The following is a 19,682-nucleotide window of genomic DNA, read 5'->3' as shown; positions in this document are numbered from 1 at the left end:
ATTCAAAAATGCGATGACTCGAACCGGTACCCCGACCGTTGAAGAATTGATGGCGCTTTTGGCGGCGAATGCTGCCGAGATTGCCGCGCTGAAGGCTGAGAAAGATACCCTTGCGCAGCGCGTCTTCAAGCTCGAGGAAGAGCTGGCGCTGGCGCAGTTGCATCGTTTTGCGCCGCGTAGTGAAAAGCACGTGGATCGCATCTTCAACGAAGCCGAGCAGAGCGTCCTTGAGGGGGACGAGGGTTGCGACCTCGCCGACGAGGCGGATACCATCGATCTTCCGGACACGGGATTGCCGCAGACCGACAAGCCGGAACGCAAGAAACCTGGTCGCAGGCCGTTGCCGGAAAACCTGCCGCGCCAGCGCGTCGAATATGACCTTGCCGACGATCAGAAGGTCTGCCCGTGCTGTAGCCATCAGATGCACCGCATGGGCGAACTGGTCACAGAACAGCTTCACATCGAGGTGAAGGCGAAGGTTCTGCAGAATGTCCGAGCAAAATATGCATGCCGCAACTGCGACCGGACCGGGATCAATACGCCTGTTGTCATCGCGCCGATGCCGAAGCAGCCCTTGCCCGGCAGCATAGCCACGGCCTCGACGCTGGCCTTCGCGCTCGTCCATAAATATGTCGATGGCACACCGCTCTATCGTCTGGCGCAGGCCTTTGAGCGTGCAGGCGTTCCTGTCAGCCGCGGCGCTCTCGGCCACTGGGTGATCAGTTCGAGCGAGAAACACCTCGTTCGTATCTATGACGCGCTGAAACTGCGGCTCCAATCGCAGACGATCATCCATGGTGACGAGACCACAGTCCAGGTGCTGAAGGAAGAGGGCAAGGATCCCACCAGCATCTCTTACATGTGGGCCTATCGTAGTGGCGAAGACAGTAAACAGCCGATCGTGCTGTTCGATTATCAGGCCGGCCGCGGACAAGAGCATCCGCAGGCCTTTCTTGGCGACTACCGCGGCATCTTGATGAGTGACGGCTATCAGGCCTGGCGCACGTTGAAAGGTGCCACGCATGTCGGGTGCATGGCCCATGCCAGGCGGCGCTTTGTCGAGGCTCTCAAGGCGCGCAAGAAACCCGGTGGGCCGCCGGCACAGGCCATCAAGTTCTTCGACCAGCTTTATCGGATCGAAAGGCAGGTGCGGGACGAAAAGCCCGATGACGGCGAAACGCAGGCCGATTACATGCGTCGCTTTCGCCAGAAACATAGCGTTCCGGTCCTTTCCGCCCTCAAGGAATGGCTCGACAAAATCGCGCCAAAGGTCGTGCCCGACACCAAGCTTGGCGATGCCGTTTCCTATACGCTCAACCAATGGGACTATCTGACCCGCTATACCGATGACGGCAGGATGCCGATCGACAACAATTTGCTGGAGCGCGACATCAGGATTTTTGCAACTGGAAGAAAGAGTTGGCTCTTTAGCGATACAGTCCAGGGGGCCAAAGCCAGTGCCGTCATCTACAGCTTGATGCTGACCTGTCGCGCCTGCGGTGTCGAACCATTCGCATGGCTACGCCACGTCCTCACCGAACTGCCGCAGCGCCCCGACGATGTCGATATCGACGACCTGCTGCCCTTTAACTTCAAAAGCCAGCCAGCCTGAGCTGCCCCTTCAAGCCGCTTACCACGTGCAATGAAACGCGCGCTTACGATATCGCAACCCGCACATTGCAGCCAAACTCTTGCTCACATCGCGTGGACTTGGCGGCGACACGCTCTATCGAAGTAGTGCCGACGCTCGCCAAAAACGATTCGATTTCGATCGAACGACGGCACCTCCCCCAGCGGTTGGTCTACGTCCGCAGAAGAACACGGCAATAATCGCGAGAACCGCGGCCGCGGTATGAAGCGGCAAGGCGACGGACAGGACCCTCTATATCGAGCAGCACCTCTCGCCTTTGAGCTCTGCGAACGCTATGCCTACTGGAGCAGGTATGCGATATTGATTATCGACAACGGCATCCGTCTGGCACCAATCTTGATCAAACACCAAAGAACTGCGGCAGCTTCACGAATTCGGCTTTTGGCACGGGCTTGCTGTACAAGAACCCTTGTGCCGCGTCGCATCCGTTAGCCCTTAGGAACGCCGCCTGTTCGACCGTCTCGACACCTTCCGCCACGACGTTTTGCCCAAGGCAACGGGCGATCGAGAGAATGGCCTTGACTAGCTCTGCGCTGCGCTTGTCGCCACTGCTGATGAATGATCGATCGATTTTCAGGGTGTCGATGGGAAAGCGAGCCAAGTAATTCAACGCCGAATAGCCGGTACCGAAATCATCGATGGCAATTGAGATTCCCATCGTCCGAAGGGCACAAAGAGTGGCCAGTGTCTCGTATTGTTGATCCAGCAGAAGGCTTTCCGTGATCTCAATCTCGATCCACTCAGGGCGGCAGGCGGTTTCATCGAGAATCTGGGTTACCATCTCCAGCAGATCAGATCGCTGGAACTGCCTGGATGAGACATTGATCGCCATTTTGTGAGACGCTGGGGTGTCGGCGTTCAATTCTGCCGCGGTTCGACAGGCTTCGCGAAATACCCATCGGCCCAAATCCGCGATTAATCCAGTGTCCTCGGCAATCGGAATGAACTCAGCCGGAGGAACCATGCCCATCTTTCCGTGATGCCATCGCAGGAGAGCCTCCGAGCCGACTATCCTGCCGTTTTCGACGAGTACCTTGGGTTGGTAGTACACTTCCAGTTCGCAGCGCTCGATGGCCCGGCGCAATTCCGATTCCAGCATCAGGCGGTGTTGCGCGTCTGCTGTCAGTTGCCTCGAATAAAATTGGAAGCCTCCCCGCCCAAGACGCTTTGCCAAATACATTGCGGAATCGGCATATTTGACGAGATCGTTTGCATCAGTGCTATGCTCTGGATGGAGCGCGATCCCGATGCTGCATGAGACGAAGACTTCCCTGCCGTCGAGCAGGAAGGGTTCGTCGAATGTTTTGAGCATCTTGGTGGCGATATCGCGCAAATCGTCCGCGTGCCGGATGTCTGGCAAGAGGATGGCGAATTCATCGCCGCTGAGACGGGCCACGGTGTCGGCGCTGCGCACGCTTGCCTGGAAGCGTCTGGCCGCCTGACAAAGCAGTTCGTCGCCGACGGGATGTCCCATCGTGTCGTTTACGGCTTTGAAATGGTCGATGTCCATCATCATGACGCCTACAACTTGGCGATGGGACTCAGCATCTGCCATCGCTTGCCGCAACCGCCCAAAGAACAGTTCCCGGTTGGGCAAGTCCGTAAGCGAATCGTAGAAGGCCATCCGATGAATTTTTTCGCGGGAGGCGTTCAACTCGGTAATGTCGCGGGCCACGCCGAGAACACCCGTTGTCTTTCCCTCGGCGCCAACGATTGGGACCTTTCGTGTTTCCAGAAGTATGCGTTGTCCACTGTCGTGGTGTGTGACCCATTTCTCATTGATCACGACGCCTCCGGCACGGATCGCTTCCAGCTCCCTTTCGCGGAAAAGGCGTGCGACGTCGGCGTCAAACAGGTCTAGATCCGTTTTGCCAACAATTTCGGACTCCGACTTGCCGATCAGACGCTCATAGGCGTGATTGCAAAGGAGATAGGCGCCCTCGATATCCTTCAACCATACCATGTCGGGTATAGTCTGAAGTACCGTGAGGAGGCGTGTTCGCGCTTCATCTAGAATATGCTCTCCCAGCTTCCGTTCGGTAACATCCCGTGACAGAACAAGAAACGTTTGGGAGGATGTTTCACTGCCCGCTTTCTTTGCAACATGATGCTCGAACCATCGGGACTCGCCGTTCTGTTGGACGATGCGAATGACGTGACAATCGCTGGCGCCTTTCTCGTCGGCCTCGCGGATGGCGCGCAACGCAGCCGCCGCGTCTTCAGGCGGGAGGACGTCGTTTACCGTTTTGCCCAGCAGTTGTTGTTTGGTCGCAGCCAGTAGTTCCGGATGCTTTGTCCATATCTGGAGATACCGTCCGTTTCGGTCCATCTCAAACAGAATATCAGGGATGGCGGCGATGATCGTTTCCGCGAATTCAAGCGCATCTTCAAGCCGCTGCTTCTCGTGCCGGCTAGACTCGTCCACGTGGGCAATCGCGCCGGGCTGAGCAACTGAATCGCTATCCGCAAACGAACCTTCCGCCTGCCAGTTATGGGAGAGAGATAGCAGCATCACATGGATCCTCCTGCCGGCAAAGGGACAGGAGGTGTCATACATCCGGTCGAACTTTCATCGGGAAGAACCGCACAATTCATTCCAGCGGAGTTGAAGGCTCAGCGAATTCATCGATCAAGAAAGAAGATGAATAGGCGCAATGCAGTTTGAGTACAGAGTCCTTAACAAACTACATCGCCGATTGCGGCAAACACAACTTGCTGCCAATTTGGATCGAAGGTCGAGAAATGGATAGGGTCCGTTGCGCCAAACCATATACCCGCGTCGAATGATGCTACGCCGAGCAGGTCCAACATCCGCTGGACGGCAGCCTCTACATCACCGACTGTGCAAGCTTCAAGGAGGGCGATTTCAGCAATCGTCTTTCCCCCCTCTGCGATTGGCCCAACTCTTGTAATCAGCTTCACCTTGATTCGTCGGGCTCGGTTTTGACCTAACCCGCTCGTAGAACTCGAAAATCGGCTACAATCCAAACTCCCTCCAGGTGGCAGGGACGAAACGGCGACAAGCAACCCGGCGTTTTTTTCAGGTCGCCATTGTCATAAATTTCCGCGGGTTGGAGATCCAGACCTTCGACTGATTCAGTTCAGGCCGACTTCCGAGTTGAACTCGCTAATCAGCTCATCCCAAGCCAAAGAGGTGCCTGCTGCATGCTTCCAGAACGATTGGTCCTTGCGGAGGTTGAAGTCCTCGACCGAAACACCTTGCTGTTCAACCCAGGTGAAATAACCGAGGTTGAATAGTCGCCGACGGTCGCGTGCTGTGGTCTCGATAAGGGTATCGCCGATATGTTCGTACAGGCAATCGCTCATGATGAAGTCGCGGTCAGCATCGGAGATGCCTGCGGGATAGTCGCGGTCCAGCGTCCGCTTGGCCTCGCTTTCGTAGAGACCCGCGCCATCGGTCGCTATAGTCATCACCACATCGTCCGGGCCATAGTTCATGTATTTGGCGAGCTTGATGGCCGCGACGATGTTGGCAAAACCGGAGATGCCGACATAGTTGAAGACGTTCAGCATCGCCGCGTCCGCCCCGAGCTTTTTCGCCAACCAGGCTCGGTTTTCATTGCCTCTGAAAAGAACATTCAGTCGGTCGGTGCTGCGATCCGAGACCCCGATGACGAAGTCCAGGTTCATCACATTATGGATTAGCGGTACGTGCTTGTCTCCGATGCCCTGTATGTTGTGTTCGCCATATCCGCTTTCGAGAAGGGTGGGGCATTCGAGTGCTTCTACCGCCGCAATCCGCGTTCCGTAGACTTCCTTCAGCCTGTCGCCAGCCGCAATGGTTCCCGCCGAACCCGTCGCAGATACGAACGCCGCAAGGCGAGAATTGCGATGAGACTTAAGGCTTTCGAAGACCTTACCGCATGCCGATCCGGTGCAGAGATAGTGGGCCATGTAGTTCGGGAAGGCGGAGAATTGATTGAGGATGACGTTGTCTTCGTGCAATGCGAGCTCGTGGCACTTATCGTAGATCTCTTTCACATTGCTTTCCGTGCCGACGGTCCGAACCACATGTGATGGATCGGTCACCCAGCCAGACAGCCAGTCATAACGCTCGCGGCTCATCCCTTCAGGCAAAACGGCAACGCCATCGCAGCCGAGTATCCGGGAGATTGCGACGCCGCCGCGGCAATAATTCCCCGTCGACGGCCAGATCGCACGATTGCGTTGCGGATTGAATCGGCCCGAGACCAGTTTTGTGACCAGGCCGGCGTAAGCCGGCAGCACCTTGTGTGCCCCGATCATCGGAAAGTGAGCACCGAGAAGGACGACAATCGGAGCGTCGACGCCGGTCACGGTTTTGGGAAGAACGACGTGGCAGGGGACGGCGGTCGCGCTTTTTCGATCCTCGCCGTTGAACCAGTTGACGCGCCATAGGTTGCTTGAATTCGGTGTGTCGGGATCGACGTTATGCAGCGTCGATGTCACGGATTCTGGAAGAGCATCGAGACCGGCAAGCTGCGAAAATGTCGGAAGGCGGATGCCTCGCGAACGAGCGCGTTCGATTGCTACAGCACGCACTTTGCTGTCGACGACCTCGATGGTGTCGAGAAGATTGGAACCCGGACCGGACATGTTTCACTCCCAGATGCTTGGCCGACGAGAGCACTTAATTGGCGTCGTCTGCATGAATTGTTCGATTTGGCGTGGGCCGCGTAGCGCGGAGAATATTTCACCCAGAACTTTATTTGTGCTCGGATTTGAGGGCGGTCTTGCAACAATTACTCCTCGGCAAGCTCTGTGGAGTAGCGTTGAGCTCCTGCTGGATCTCGATGCAATCGAAAATTCCCCCCATGATTGGCCCGACCACACCGGCCAATCCGGTTGCGGGATCCAGATGGTGGCGGGCGAGCCGGAAGCCCCCGTTCTGAACTTTGGCACGAAGCGATCGGGTGCGGTGCCTCAAGCAAGCAAGCTCGCAATGAAGCGCCCGCACACAATCAACAGGAAAAGCCCGAAGGTCACCTCCAACCGGCGCTTCGAAAGAGTGTGTGCGAGCCGCGCACCTCGTGGAGCCATCCAGGTGCTTGTGGGAATGAACAATGCCAGCCCGAGCAAGGAAACGTAGCCGAGTGCGAGTGGTGGCTGCAGCACTGCTAACTCCGGATAATCAGCCATCCGGGGCCAACCAGCATAGATATATCCGATGGCGCCGGGGACCGAAATGAGAACGCCTAGGCCAGATGATGTTGCGATCGCCTGATGAATGGGGCGGTTATAAAAAGTCATGAACAGATTGGATAGCTGTCCTCCTCCGACCCCCATCAAAGCCGACAGCACGCCAATCAGCCACCCATAGGAAAGCATGACACCCCTTCCGGGCATGTCGAGGCCGAGCCGCCAACTGTCCCTCCCGAAAAGGAGCCGCACAGCCGACACGGCCGCCACTGCTACATACACGATCTTGAACAAATCTCCGGGCGCGAACCGAGCAGCAATGCTGCCCATGACCACTCCGATGACGACCGGCCCTGCCCACAGCTTCAGGATGGAAATATCTACCGCACCTTTGGCTCGATGAGCGATGAATGAAAGAACTGACGTGGGAATGATGATTGCCAGCGATGTGCCGACAGCCATCGGCATTCTGACTTCTTCCGGAACGTTGAGAAGGCTAAAAAGCTCATAAAGGATCGGGACAGCCACGGCGCCGCCCCCGACCCCGAACAGCCCCGCGAGAAGGCCCGTAATCGCGCCTGCGGCGAGCAACCCAAAACCAAGGCCCACAAAGCTTATGAGAGACAACTCGGTCAATACGTTTCCTTGCTATTTTGCAGAAGCCAACAAAATTCTCGCTGCATTCCCAGAAGAACGAGACTGCTGTACAACGTCGTACGGAAACAGCGTCCTCGAACTCGCGACGTGCTCGCTACGCGTGGTTGCTGGCGAGGAAATCGATTCCGGCCTGCGCACATTCGGTATCCTGCGCGGGGGTCCCTGAGCTCACCCCGATTGCCCCCACGACCTCCCCTTCGACGATAACCGGGAGTCCTCCCGCCACCACCATGAGGCGGCCGCCGATCGCGGAATTAATTCCAAATGCCGGGCTGCCGGGCTGGCTCGCGACCCCGTAGCTTTCGGTCGTACGTTTCGCACCCGCTGCCGTATATGCCTTGTCCTGGGCGATTATGGTGCTGGTGATCTTGCCGCCGTCCATGCGCTCGAATGCAATGAGTTGTCCGGACTCGTCGGAGACCGCGATGCACATCGGCACCCCGATGTCGCTTGCCTTCGCGGCGGCACCTTGGATGAGACGACGCGCATCATCGAGGCTCAGGCGTTTAATTGTAAGCATGGAATTTCCTCTCGTATCCTAGTCGTCAGCTGTTATGAAGGATCTGCCCCAAGAAGCCTCTGAGGCGATCTGTCTTCGGTGAGCCGAACACTGCTTCTGGGCTTCCCGATTCCACGATCTCGCCACGATCCATAAAGATCACGCGGTCAGCGACTTCACGGGCAAAGCCCATTTCATGGGTCACACACACCATGGTCATGCCGTCCTTCGCCAGCGAGACCATGGTGTCCAGAACCTCCTTGACCATTTCCGGGTCGAGCGCCGACGTCGGTTCGTCGAACAACATGATCTTCGGCTTCATGCAGAGCGCCCTGGCGATAGCGACACGCTGTTGCTGACCACCGGAGAGCTGACCGGGGAACTTGTGGGCCTGGTCGGGGATGCGGACACGTTCGAGATATGCCCTCGCCTGCGCTTCGGCCTCGGCTCGCGCGACCCTGCGGACAAGCATCGGCGCGAGAGTGCAATTCTCCAGTACGGTCAGGTGCGGGAAAAGATTGAAGCTCTGGAACACCATGCCGACTTCGCGGCGGATGGCGTCGAGATGGGCGATATCCTTGTCGAGGGCGATGCCATCGACGACGATCTTGCCCTCCTGGTGTTCCTCCAGGCTGTTGATGCAGCGAATGAGGGTCGACTTGCCGGAACCGGAGGGGCCGCAGATGACGACCCTCTCTCCGGTCGCAACCTCGAAATTTACGTTCCGCAGAACATGCATGTGGCCATACCACTTGTTGATGTTCTGCATCGAGATCGCAATTTCATGCTTCTTGGAAGCGGTGGCGACTGCTGCTGCGTGAGCCATGTTCTTGACCTTTCGAGAATTGATGCGTCTCCGATCGGCGGGCACGGGCGCCCGCCGGGCTGCGGCTAGCGTCGCCGGTGGCGGTTGAGGTCGACCTCGAGGCGCTGGCTATATCTCGACATCGCGAAGCAGAAGACGAAGTAGATGAGGCCGACAAAGACCAGGGCCTCGACGGTGAACCCCTGCCACGCGGGTTCGCTGGCGGCGGCCTGCGCGGAGTGCAAGAGATCGTAAAGACCAATGACGAGAACGAGCGACGTGTCCTTGAAGAAGCCGATGAAGTTGTTCACCAGCGGCGGAATGACGAGTTGCAGGGACTGCGGCAGGATGATCTTCCGCTGCGTCTGCCAGTACGAAAGGCCGAGAGCATGGGATGCTTCGTACTGTCCCTTGGGAAGAGCCTGGAGACCGCCTCTGACGACTTCCGCCAGATAGGCGGCGAAGAACAGGATGATCGCGATCTGTGCACGCAACAGCTTGTCGAGGTTAACCCCTTCCGGCATGAACAGCGGGAACATGACGCTCGCCATGAACAGCAGCGATATGAGCGGTACGCCACGAATGATCTCGACGTAACCGACGCATAGCCATTTGATGAACGGCAGGTCGGAGCGGCGACCGAGCGCGACGAAAATCGACAACGGAAAAGCGACCGCAACGCCGATAGTTGCCAGGATAAGGGTAAGCGCGAGACCACCCCAGTTCGATTGCGAAACGAAGGGAAGGCCAAGGATGCCGCCCCACATAAGGATGCCGATGACGATCAGTGTCGCAGCCCAGATGTAAGCAAGCTCAATCCTCCAGAACCGCTTCATCGCCGAGATCACGTAAAGGGCCACAAACAATCCGATCACCAGCGCAGGCCGCCACTGTTCATCGAAGGGATAGAGGCCGAACAGGATGAGCCTGTACTTCTCTCCGATGATCGCCCAGCAGGCGCCTGTCCCCTGAAGCGCGCGACAGCTGTCAGTGACGGCGCCATTCGGGCCGAAGGGGACGGACCAGATTGCGTTCGCAAGGGCCCAACGATAGAGCCCCTGCGCCAATTCGGCCACCAGCGCAATGATCAGGATGGTTGTGAGCCCAGAACCCCATGAGTAGAACAGATTCTGGCGTATCCACTGGACGAAGCCTCCGCCGAGTTCGGCCGGGCGGTCGCGTGTTTCCACAGTTGTCGGATGAATGATGTGTTCAACAGCAATTGTCATGATCAGCGCTCCACCAGGGCCATGCGGGCGTTATAGATGTTCATGAGAAGACTGATCGTCAGACTGATTGTCAGATAGACGGCCATGATGATCCCGACGAGTTCGATCGCGTGCCCGCCCTGATTCATCGCGGTATTTGCGACCGAGACCAGATCTTGGTAGCCGATGGCAACGGCAAGCGAGGAACTCTTGGTCAGGTTGAGATATTGGCTCGTCAGCGGGGGTATGATCACGCGCAGGGCTTGCGGGAAGACGATCCATTTCAAGGTGCTGTTGGGACGCAGGCCAAGCGCACGAGCGGCTTCGTGCTGGCCATTGCCGACCGACTGCAGCCCGGATCTCACGATCTCCGCGATGAACGCGGCGTTGTAGACGACGAGACCAACCAGGAGTGCGAAGAATTCAGGTGACACGGAGCTACCGCCGCGCACGTTGAAGCCGCGCGCCTCCGGAAATTCCAACACATAGGATGCACCGAACATCAAGCTGACCACCGCTGGCAGACCCACAACCAGGACAAGCACGAGCGGCCAGATCGTCCGGTGTTTGCCGTCATCGAGTCGCTTCCGGGTAGCGGTCCTAGCGATGAAGTAGGCGGCGACAATCCCTAAGACCAATGCCAGGAGTGTCCAGGTGTGGGCGGGCTGCCACATAAGCGATGGGAAGCTCAGGCCACGATTTGAAAGTATAACGCCTGTCACCGGTTGGAGGGCTTGGCGCACAGGCGGGAGCTTCTGCAGTACCGTGTACCAGAGAAGGAGTTGCAGGAGCAGCGGGATATCGCGAAAGAACTCGACGTAGACGGAAGCGACTTTCGCGAGCAGCCAGTTCCGGGAAAGGCGCGCGACGCCGATCGAGGTTCCTATCAGTGTCGATAGCAGGATAGCCCAGAAGGCGACCCAGAGTGTGTTGATCGTACCGACGAGCAAGGCCCTGAAGTAGGAGTCGGTCGGCTCATACGGGACGAGGTGCTCGGCGATCGGCAGACCAGCCTCACTGCCGAGGAAGCCAAAGCCGGAGGTGATGTTACGGACAGCCAGGTTGTTCTGAAGATTGGAAACCATCCATGCGACGGAGCCGAACACGACGATCGCCGTCACTGCCTGCCAAAGGAGCCGCCGGAAACCGACGTTTGTGAGAATTCCAACTATGCTCGGTCTGCTGGCTTCGGTCATTCCCACACCATTGGTGTCAATTGCCATTGGTACCTCCCTTGGTTTGACCCAAGTTTCCGGAGATCGACGCTCCGGCGAAGAATAGTTGGCCGGGGGGCTGACCCGCCCGGCCGTCGTCGGTTGGCCCTGAATGATCAGCGCATCGGAGGGGCGTATTGCACGCCACCGTCCTTGACGAGGTGGTTCTGACCACGCTTGACGCCAAGCGGGATGATGTCCCGTTCGAACATCTCGCCGTAATTGCCGACGGCCTTCACGGCGTTCACCGCCCATTGGTTGTCTAGGCCGAGCGCCTTGCCGAGATCGCCGTTTTCGCCCATGAAACGCTGGATGTCGGGATTCGCATTGTTCTTGAAGGTATCGACATTGTCCTTCGTGATGCCGAATTCCTCAGCCGTCAGAAGAGCGGTGTGCGTCCAGCGAACGATGTCGTAAAACTTCTGATCACCCTTGCGGACGAACACGCCGAGCGGCTCCTTGGAAATGATTTCAGGGAGGATTTCGTAGTCGTTGCCTGCCTCGCCCATCGCGACCTTCAGCGAACCGAGCTGCGACGAGTCGTTGGTGTAAGCGTCGCAGCGGTCGCTTATCAGCGCGTCTCGGATCTGGTCCACCTTTTCGATTACGACGGGCTTGAGCTCCATCTTGTTGGCGCGGAAGTAGTCGACCATGTTCACTTCGCCGGTCGACCCAGGCTGTACACAAATTGAAGCGCCGCTGAGGTCCTTGGCGCTCTTTACGCCGAGGCTCTTCTTAACGAGAAAGCCCTGACCGTCATAGAAATAGACAGATGCGACCTGCAGACCCTGCGTCGCCTCACGAGTGAGAGTCCAGGTCGTGAAACGCGCCACCATGTCGACCTCGCCCGACTGAAGTGCCGGAAAACGGGTAAGACTGGTCAGCGATGCAAATTTGACCTTGGACGGATCACCGAAGATTGCTGCGGCCACCGAGCGGCATACATCGGCGTCGAGACCCTGCATGACCCCCTTGCTGTCTGGAAAGGCGAAGCCGGGCCGGTCGCCTGCGACACCGCAGATGAGATAGCCGCGGGACTTGATTGCCCCGAGCGTGTCTGCGCTCGCGGTCGCGGTGGCAGCTGGCTGCGTCTGGGCGCTGGCGACGCTCGGAGCCAGAGCCATTGCCGATGTGACGATCGCGGCGCCGACAACTGAGTTAATGACCTTGCTGCGCAAGGTTGTTTGAGATTTCTTCATAATCTTTCGTTCCCTTGTTGAATTGGAGGTAATCGTGGCCCGGTCTGTTCCAGGTCTTCTTCGTTGACTGGGCGGCACCCCTGCGGCTGCCGCTTCACACATACGCACGCAGGCCGAGTTGCCAGCGGCCGGCCATGAATTACGAATTGATCGGAGTGCCCGAAGCCACCTCGGCTTCGCCGATATCCCAAAACAGGCCCGTCATCATCTGCATGCCTTCCTCGACGACGCTCACGAGCATGTGCTCGTCAGGGGCATGCTGGGAGCAGTTGGGATAGGAATGCGGGATCCACACCGTCGGCATGCCGATCACATCAGAAAACACCTCGTTCGGCAGGGATCCCCCGAAGTTCGGCTGCAGCGCCGGCTCCCGTCCAAGCGTCTTTTCCAGCGACTGCATCGTGAACTGGGTCCATGGGTTGTCCGGCTCCGTGCGTGTCGCGAGGTAGAAGTCTTCCGGGATCTCCTCGATCACCATGTCCCGGAAGCCGCGCGCGTCGAGATGCTCACGGAGTGCGGGAAGGACCCTCTCCGGTGAAACGCCGACGACATAGCGCAGCTGGCAGACCGCCCGTGCGATGTCTGGCACAGCATTGACCGGCGCCTCGGGACGGCCAGCGATGAAGGCGAGGATCTCGAAGTTGCACCAGCCATAGACCTGTTCCGCACCTTTAAGACCGGGCTCACCCCAGCTGTCATCGATCTCCGGGTCGGCCGGGTTCTTCTCGAGCTTGATTTTCTTGAGCGCTGCGAGAACGGGTCCCGGGATTTCGCCAGGAGTCCATTCGGGGATCAGGATGCGGCCGTTCTCGTCGGTGATGGTCGACAAGGCGTGGGACAGCCTGATCGCAGGATTGGAAAGGAGACCGCCCCAATTGCCCGAATGATGCGCACCAATGCGAGGCCGGCACGTCAGGTTGAAGCCGACGCTGCCGCGGCCTCCAAGAAAAACGGTGGGCGTATTGGGTCCGACACGCGGTCCGTCTGACGCGATGAGACAGTCCGCCTTCAGAAGGTCGCGATGGGCGGCTGCCATCTCGGCCAGCCCGAGCGATCCGGTCTCCTCACCCGTTTCGATCAGAACCTTCACATTGAAGCCGAGGCTGCTCTTGGCCCGGAGAACAAGCCGAAGCGCAGCGAGGTTGATCGTGTGCTGACCCTTGTTGTCGGCAGTGCCGCGTCCGTAGATCTTGCCATCGGCCTCCGCGATGACCCAGGGATCGCGACCGTCCTTCCAGTCGCCGGACATTCCCCAGAGAACGTCGCCATGACCATAGATCAGAATGGTTGGACGGGCCCCATCTTCGACCCGTTCGGCAAACAGCGCCGGAAGTCGTGCTTCCTTAGGGTTCTCAAACAGCCGGCAGGAAAAGCCCATTCCTTCGAGCAGCGGCCTCATCTCTTCATTCAGGTATCGAAGGTTGTCGGCAAGGCTATCCTCGCGTGGGCTCTCGCTGCGTATCGCGATACGCGGTGCCATCTCGGCGACGAAACCGCCGTCCCGGACGTATGACAGCGCGGCGGAAACCGCCTCTTCCCGGCTTGGGATGTCGACACCGACTTTTACAGTCATTGTGAGCCTTTCGCATGTGATCGACGGGTCCGAGGTCTTACGAACAGTGTTGTGCCGCACCCTTGGGCAAGTCGCTTGGAGAGAAGGTCGCGCAATCAGCGCTGTGACTAAACTCTGCGTTTTCGGTTAACTGAAGAAACCATATTCAATCCGATGCTTAATGTGCGCTCTATTTGGCAGGTCGAAATGCAATTTTGTTTCATTTGGGTCGACTGCCAGTTCAGGGATCAGACTTGCTGCACGGGCGCTAGGCACCGGTTGTTCAAAGAATGTGCATCCGGGCAGATGGCTCAGTCGGCGATCAGGTCGGCAGCGCTCCAGCAAGGACGCGCGCGACATGGATAGCCTCACGTCCTGCCCCGTCATGGATCTGATGCCGGCAGCTCGTGCCATCGGCCACGATCAGGTCGGCTGGGGCTGCCTCGCGCACGGCAGGCAAGAGCGAGAGTTCCGCCATCTTCATCGACACGTCGATGTTTTCCTTGGCATACCCGAATGCCCCCGACATGCCGCAGCATGAGCTTTCTATGACCTTCACCTCGAGTCCGGGCACGCTTCGCAGCACGGTCTCGACCGGTCCCATGGCCGCGAAGGCCTTCTGGTGGCAGTGTCCGTGAACATGGGCGGTCCGGCCTTCCATGGACTTCAACGGAAGCGTGATCTTGCCAGCCGCCAAATCAGTCGCGATCAGTTCCTCGAAGAGAAGCGCCTTGCCCTCAACGAACGCCATCTCCTGCTTGGGAAGAAGCGCTTTCATCTCGTCGCGGAAGGTGAAGATGCACGAGGGTTCGAGCCCGACGACGCGCGCCCCGCGCTCGACATATGGCCGCAGAGCATCAACGGTTCGTTTTGCCTCTGCCCGTGCGGACTCAGTCTGACCGGAGGCGAGATATGTCCGGCCGCAGCACATCGCCCGGCTCTCGCCGCTCACGGCCACATGATGGAGACGATAGCCCGCCGCCTCGAGCACCCGCTCAGCGGCTTCGAGGTTTTCGCGCTCGAAGTAACGGTTGAAGGTGTCGCCGAAGAGAACGATATCCCGGCCGTCGCCAACCACTGCGCCCGGGCCGGAGGTCGTGCCCCCCTGCTTCCATGGCCTGCGCCATTTCGGGAGCGAGCGGCGCGCCGAAAAGCCAAGGTATTTTTCCGAGAGGCGAGCGAGCAGAGGCACCCGGTCCCGCAGATTCATCACGGGCGCGAGAACCGACGCGATCGCCGCGTACTTGGGCAGATGAGCGACGAGCTTCTCGCGCAGCGGCAGGCCATGCTTGCCATGGTAGTGGTGCAAGAACTCGATCTTCATGCGTGCCATGTCGACGCCCGTCGGGCAGTCACGTTTGCATCCCTTGCAGGAGACGCAGAGATCCATTGTCTCCTTCATCTCTTTCGAGGTGAATGCATCCGGCCCGAGCTGTCCCGAGATGGCGAGACGCAGCGTATTGGCCCGGCCTCGGGTGACATGCTGCTCGTCCTTGGTGGCGCGGTAGGACGGACACATGGTCCCGCCGGCAAGCTTACGGCAGGTGCCGTTGTTGTTGCACATTTCGACAGCGCCGCCAAAGCCGCCCCATTCCGACCAATCCAGGGCTGTCTTGCTCGGAACCGGCGTTCCGTACCCCGGCTTGAAACGCATCAGGCTCCGGTCGTCCATCTTCAGCGGCCGGACGATCTTTCCAGGGTTCAGGCGGTTCTCGGGATCGAAACTGTCCTTTACCTGTTCGAATATGCGGGTCAGCTTGCTGCCGAACATTGGCTCGACAAATTCCGAGCGCGAGATGCCGTCGCCATGTTCGCCTGAGAATGATCCCTTGTAGCGGCGCACGAGGGCGGACGTCTCCTCGGCGATCGCGCGCATCTTCCGGACACCGTCCTCTTCCTTCATGTTGAGGATGGGACGGACATGGAGGCAGCCGACCGATGCGTGGGCATACCATGTGCCGCGGGTGCCATGCTTGCTGAACACCTCGGTCACGGCATCGGTGTAGTCGGCAAGATGCTCCAGCGGGACCGCGCAGTCCTCTATGAATGAGATCGGCTTCCCATCTCCCTTCATGGACATCATGATGTTGAGGCAGGCTTCGCGCACCTCCCATACCGATTTCTGGCGGGCGGGTTCGACGACCTCGACGACAGCGTCGTGGAAGCCGTAGTCGGACATGCACTGATCGAGACGCTTGAGATCGTGGCCCAGTTGGTCCGGATCGTCGCCGGCGAATTCGACGAGCAGGAGACAGTTCGGTGTGCCGCGGGTGATGTCGCCGAGGGTCTTCACAAACATCGGAATGTCGGCACCGAGCACCAGGACGTTGTTGTCAACGAGCTCGACTGCGACAGGCTGCAGCGCGACGATGTGCCGGGTCGTCTCCATTGCCGACCGGAAGCTCGGGAAGTGACAGACCCCCATCACGCGATGTTTCGGCAGCGGCGAGAGCTTCAGGGTGACGGCGGTCGTCAGCGCGAGCGTCCCTTCGGAGCCAACGAGAAGACGAGAGAGGTTTGGATCCTTCGGCAGCAGTTCATCGAGATTGTAGCCACCGACACGGCGCTGCACCTTCGGGAAGATCGTCTCTATATCCTCGCGATGCTCGCGGGCGAGCGAAATAAGGCGATCCATAAGTGGCCGGATGCGCGGCGACATGTTGTCTGCCAGCGGCTCCGCACCGAGCCTAAACTGCTCGCCATCGTAGAACATCGCTTCGATGGCGAGCACGTTGTCGGCCATCTTGCCGTAGAACATGGACCGCGCGCCAGACGAGTTGTTGCCGCTCATGCCGCCGATCGTACAGCGCGTCGCCGTCGACGGCTCGACGGGAAAGAACAGGCCTTCCTTGCGCAGGAACGTGTTCAGCGTGTCAAGAACGGTCCCCGGTCGGACGCGGACAATGCGGGAGGATTTATCGAAGTCCAAGATGCCGCCAAAGTGTCGGGACATATCGATGACGAGGCCGTCTCCGATCGGCTGGCCGTTTTGTGACGTTCCGCCGCCGCGGGCGATAACCGGAATGCTGTGCTGGGCGGCGATTGACAGGACAGCCTGCAGATCCGTTTCGTGTTTCGGAAAGACGACGCCTTTCGGGATGATCTGATAGATTGATGCGTCAGTGGCATACCGCCCCCGCGTACCCACATCAAAGCGCACCTCCCCTTCCAATTCAGCCTTGAGCGCTGCCTCGAATTTATCGTCGCGTGGGAGAAGCTGCGGATGCGTGACAACGTGGGTATTCATGCGGGTAACTCCGGAAGGGCGCTCCAAACGGGAGACGAATGCAGATTGGCGACCATGCGCGCATGCAGCATCAACTGTCGCCGAGGCGACATTCAATAAGCTTACCCACATGCAAATGTGCCTTGGCATTGACGGACGGTGCCGTCGCGAAGGACTATCCCCTGCGACTTGGCTTCGGCATCACCCGCTGAGCGGCGGCCACGGTCGGGTAGTGAAATTCACGCATGCCTCCTCCTCCGAATAACGGCCATGGCCCCTCCAGCGGCCACTGGCAGAACTGCGACCTAGCCGCGGCTCTATTTTGAATTCAAAATTCGTATATATCCATCGAAACAGGAATGCAATAATTAATCTTGTACGCGCTCCGGAGACTGCAGTTTTCGAACGACCACGGTCTGTTTATGCCGCAGATGATCGAAGAGGATGTCGGCCAACTCACTCCCAGCCCTGCGGCGAAGAGCATCAAGGATGAGTTCATGCTCTCGAACAGCCGCACTCCAGCGCTCACCGCGGTCATCAAGATTGGCAGCATAACGGAAGCGGCGGATGCGTCCTGACAGGCTGCGATACATGACGGTAAGCGCATCGTTGCCTGCAATGCGGAGGATCGCTTCGTGGATTGCCTGGTTGCACCGGAAATAATTGGAGCGATCCCCACGAAGATAGTAGCCGTACATTTCCTGATGAAGCGCCTCGATCTCCTGCAGATCATCGTCCGTGATCCTCTCGCAGGCCAGTCGTCCCGCAAGCGATTCCAGGCCGCCCATCAAGTCGAACAATTCCCTGATGTCATCTTGGCTCAACGCCCGCATCCTGGCGCCCCGGTTGGGCAAAAGCTCGATCAGCCCCTCACTGGCAAGAACCTTGAGCGCTTCCCTGAGGGGCGTGCGGGAGACCCCAAACTCCTCGCACAGGCGCTTTTCCGGCACCCGTTGGCCGCCAGCAAGATTGCCTTCGACCAGGTAGTCGCGGAGCCGCTCCACAATCCCCGCATGCAATGTCGACGATTCCCGGCCCGTGCCCTCGTCTTGCCTTACCATGACATCTTCCATCAGTCCGTCCATGACCTTCCGCTTCCGACCTCCCTTGTGTAGCCGATTTTTCGACGAATGCGAATTTTCTTCTGCCACATTTTGAATTCATTTTACAGGGAGAGTCTTTCTGTGTATCGGAATTTTTGCATTCAATTCTTTGCAAACAGCAACATCTGAGGAGGAATCCATGACAACTGGCCGCCATTTTCTGCAGATCCCAGGCCCCAGCCCCGTTCCAGAGCGTGTCATGCGCGCCATGGACATGCCAGTCCTCGATCACCGCGGACCCGAGTTCCAGAGGCTAGGCCAGGAAGTCCTCGAAGGCTGCAAGGCGGTCTTCCAGACACGCGGCCCCGTGGTCGTCTATCCGTCCTCAGGCACCGGCGCTTGGGAATCCGCGATCGTCAACACGCTAAATGTCGGCGACAAGGTGCTCATGGTCGAGACAGGCCATTTCGCGACGCTTTGGAAGAATATGGCGACGAAGCTCGGGCTCGAGGTCGAGTTCATTTCCGGCGACTGGCGGCGGGGCGTGAACCCCGAAGCGATCGGCGCTCGTCTCGCCGAAGACAAGGAATTGAAGATCAAGGCAGTCGCGGTCGTCCACAACGAGACGTCGACTGGTGTCACGAGCCGCATCGCCGAGATCCGACGCGCCATCGACGGCGCGAACCACCCCGCACTGCTCCTCGTCGACACGATCTCCTCGCTGGGCTCTGCCGAGTACAAACATGAGGAATGGGGTGTGGACGTTACCGTGAGCTGCTCGCAAAAGGGCCTGATGCTGCCGCCGGGCCTCGGATTCACGGCCATCTCCGAAAAGGCACTTGCCGCCTCGAGGAGCAACAACATGCGCCGCTCCTATTGGGATTGGGAGGAAATGCTGAAGCCAAACGCAACGGGCTTCTTCCCCTACACTCCTGCAACCACACTCCTTTACGGCCTCAAGGAAGCGATCGCCATGCTTCTGGAGGAAGGCCTGTCCAACGTGTTCGATCGCCACAAGCGCCTGGCAGCGGCCACTCGCAGTGCGGTGCAGGCCTGGGGCCTAGAGATCCTGTGTCAGGAGCCGCTTGAATATTCACCCGTCCTGACGGCTGTCGTCATGCCGGAAGGACACGATGCCGACGCCTATCGCAAGGTCGTCCTTGAAAACTTCAACATGTCGCTGGGCGCAGGCCTCAGCAAGCTCGCCGGCAAGGTCTTTCGCATCGGTCATCTCGGCGAATGCAACGAGCTGACGCTCATGGGCGCGCTTTCCGGGGTCGAAATGGGCCTGACGCTTGCCGATGTGCCGCACCAGACTGGCGGCGCTGCGGCTGCTATGCGAGCGCTGCTGGACTCCGCTGCTAGGTGATAAGAAACGCCTCTCTTCCTTCGGGAAGGAGGCGTCGGCACATGGGAAGGTCAGGGGCCGATCCCGACGAGAAGCAGGCGCCGAAGAACCTCGAAAGCTGGTCAATGGAAAACTAAAAGC

The 19,682-nt window shown here is 58.7% G+C and carries 13 protein-coding genes; 2 read left to right on the top strand and 11 right to left on the bottom strand.

Translation table 11 applies throughout. The features are described 5' to 3' along the window. The first annotated feature begins 13 nt into the window (after positions 1-13). The gene (locus tag NXC24_RS21485) at positions 14-1,612 is read left to right on the top strand and encodes an IS66 family transposase (protein ID WP_104825542.1); all 1,599 of its coding nucleotides are present in this window, start codon (positions 14-16) and stop codon (positions 1,610-1,612) included. A gap of 379 nt (positions 1,613-1,991) precedes the next feature. On the opposite strand, the gene NXC24_RS21480 is transcribed toward NXC24_RS21485, so the two are convergent. From NXC24_RS21480 to NXC24_RS21425, 11 genes are all read right to left on the bottom strand, one after another. Continuing rightward, positions 1,992-4,163 carry a bifunctional diguanylate cyclase/phosphodiesterase gene (locus tag NXC24_RS21480; RefSeq protein WP_245464010.1) on the bottom strand — a complete coding sequence of 724 codons (2,172 nt, stop codon included), beginning with the start codon at positions 4,161-4,163 and terminating at the stop codon, positions 1,992-1,994. A 584-nt stretch (positions 4,164-4,747) separates the two neighbouring features. Beyond that, positions 4,748-6,247 (bottom strand): pyridoxal-phosphate dependent enzyme, encoded by a 1,500-nt coding sequence (locus NXC24_RS21470; RefSeq protein ID WP_104825477.1) that lies wholly within the window; start codon positions 6,245-6,247, stop codon positions 4,748-4,750. Positions 6,248-6,574: 327 nt separating this feature from the next. Beyond that, positions 6,575-7,426, bottom strand: a complete 852-nt coding sequence (locus NXC24_RS21465; RefSeq protein ID WP_104825476.1) for a sulfite exporter TauE/SafE family protein — start codon at positions 7,424-7,426, stop codon at positions 6,575-6,577. A 115-nt stretch (positions 7,427-7,541) separates the two neighbouring features. Further along, complete coding sequence (locus NXC24_RS21460) at positions 7,542-7,967, bottom strand: heme-binding protein (RefSeq protein WP_104825475.1); 426 nt, start codon at positions 7,965-7,967, stop codon at positions 7,542-7,544. Between the two features lie 25 nt (positions 7,968-7,992). Continuing rightward, the gene (locus NXC24_RS21455; protein WP_104825474.1) at positions 7,993-8,772 is read right to left on the bottom strand and encodes an amino acid ABC transporter ATP-binding protein; all 780 of its coding nucleotides are present in this window, start codon (positions 8,770-8,772) and stop codon (positions 7,993-7,995) included. 65 nt (positions 8,773-8,837) lie between these two features. Then, the gene (locus tag NXC24_RS21450) at positions 8,838-9,980 is read right to left on the bottom strand and encodes an amino acid ABC transporter permease (RefSeq protein WP_104825473.1); all 1,143 of its coding nucleotides are present in this window, start codon (positions 9,978-9,980) and stop codon (positions 8,838-8,840) included. 2 nt (positions 9,981-9,982) lie between these two features. Beyond that, the gene (locus NXC24_RS21445) at positions 9,983-11,182 is read right to left on the bottom strand and encodes an ABC transporter permease subunit (RefSeq protein WP_245464009.1); all 1,200 of its coding nucleotides are present in this window, start codon (positions 11,180-11,182) and stop codon (positions 9,983-9,985) included. A 107-nt stretch (positions 11,183-11,289) separates the two neighbouring features. Then, positions 11,290-12,372: an amino acid ABC transporter substrate-binding protein gene (locus NXC24_RS21440; protein ID WP_245464008.1), complete on the bottom strand. Its 1,083-nt coding sequence runs from the start codon at positions 12,370-12,372 to the stop codon at positions 11,290-11,292. Between the two features lie 139 nt (positions 12,373-12,511). Next, on the bottom strand, positions 12,512-13,945 hold the full coding sequence (locus NXC24_RS21435) for a M20 family metallopeptidase (protein ID WP_104825472.1): 1,434 nt from the start codon (positions 13,943-13,945) through the stop codon (positions 12,512-12,514). Positions 13,946-14,246: 301 nt separating this feature from the next. Next, entirely contained in the window at positions 14,247-17,171 is a 2,925-nt protein-coding gene (locus NXC24_RS21430; protein WP_104825471.1) for an FAD-binding and (Fe-S)-binding domain-containing protein, read from the bottom strand. Between the two features lie 347 nt (positions 17,172-17,518). Beyond that, positions 17,519-18,235 carry a GntR family transcriptional regulator gene (locus NXC24_RS21425; protein WP_104825470.1) on the bottom strand — a complete coding sequence of 239 codons (717 nt, stop codon included), beginning with the start codon at positions 18,233-18,235 and terminating at the stop codon, positions 17,519-17,521. A 157-nt stretch (positions 18,236-18,392) separates the two neighbouring features. On the opposite strand from NXC24_RS21425, the gene NXC24_RS21420 reads away from it, so the two are divergent. After that, on the top strand, positions 18,393-19,562 hold the full coding sequence (locus tag NXC24_RS21420) for an alanine--glyoxylate aminotransferase family protein (protein WP_104825469.1): 1,170 nt from the start codon (positions 18,393-18,395) through the stop codon (positions 19,560-19,562). The last annotated feature ends 120 nt before the right edge of the window (positions 19,563-19,682 follow it).

This window comes from Rhizobium sp. NXC24 (assembly GCF_002944315.1).
Taxonomy (GTDB): Bacteria; Pseudomonadota; Alphaproteobacteria; order Rhizobiales; family Rhizobiaceae; genus Rhizobium.
The sequence above is the reverse complement of the archived record's forward strand: the minus strand, read 5'-3'. Positions and strand labels throughout refer to the sequence as shown.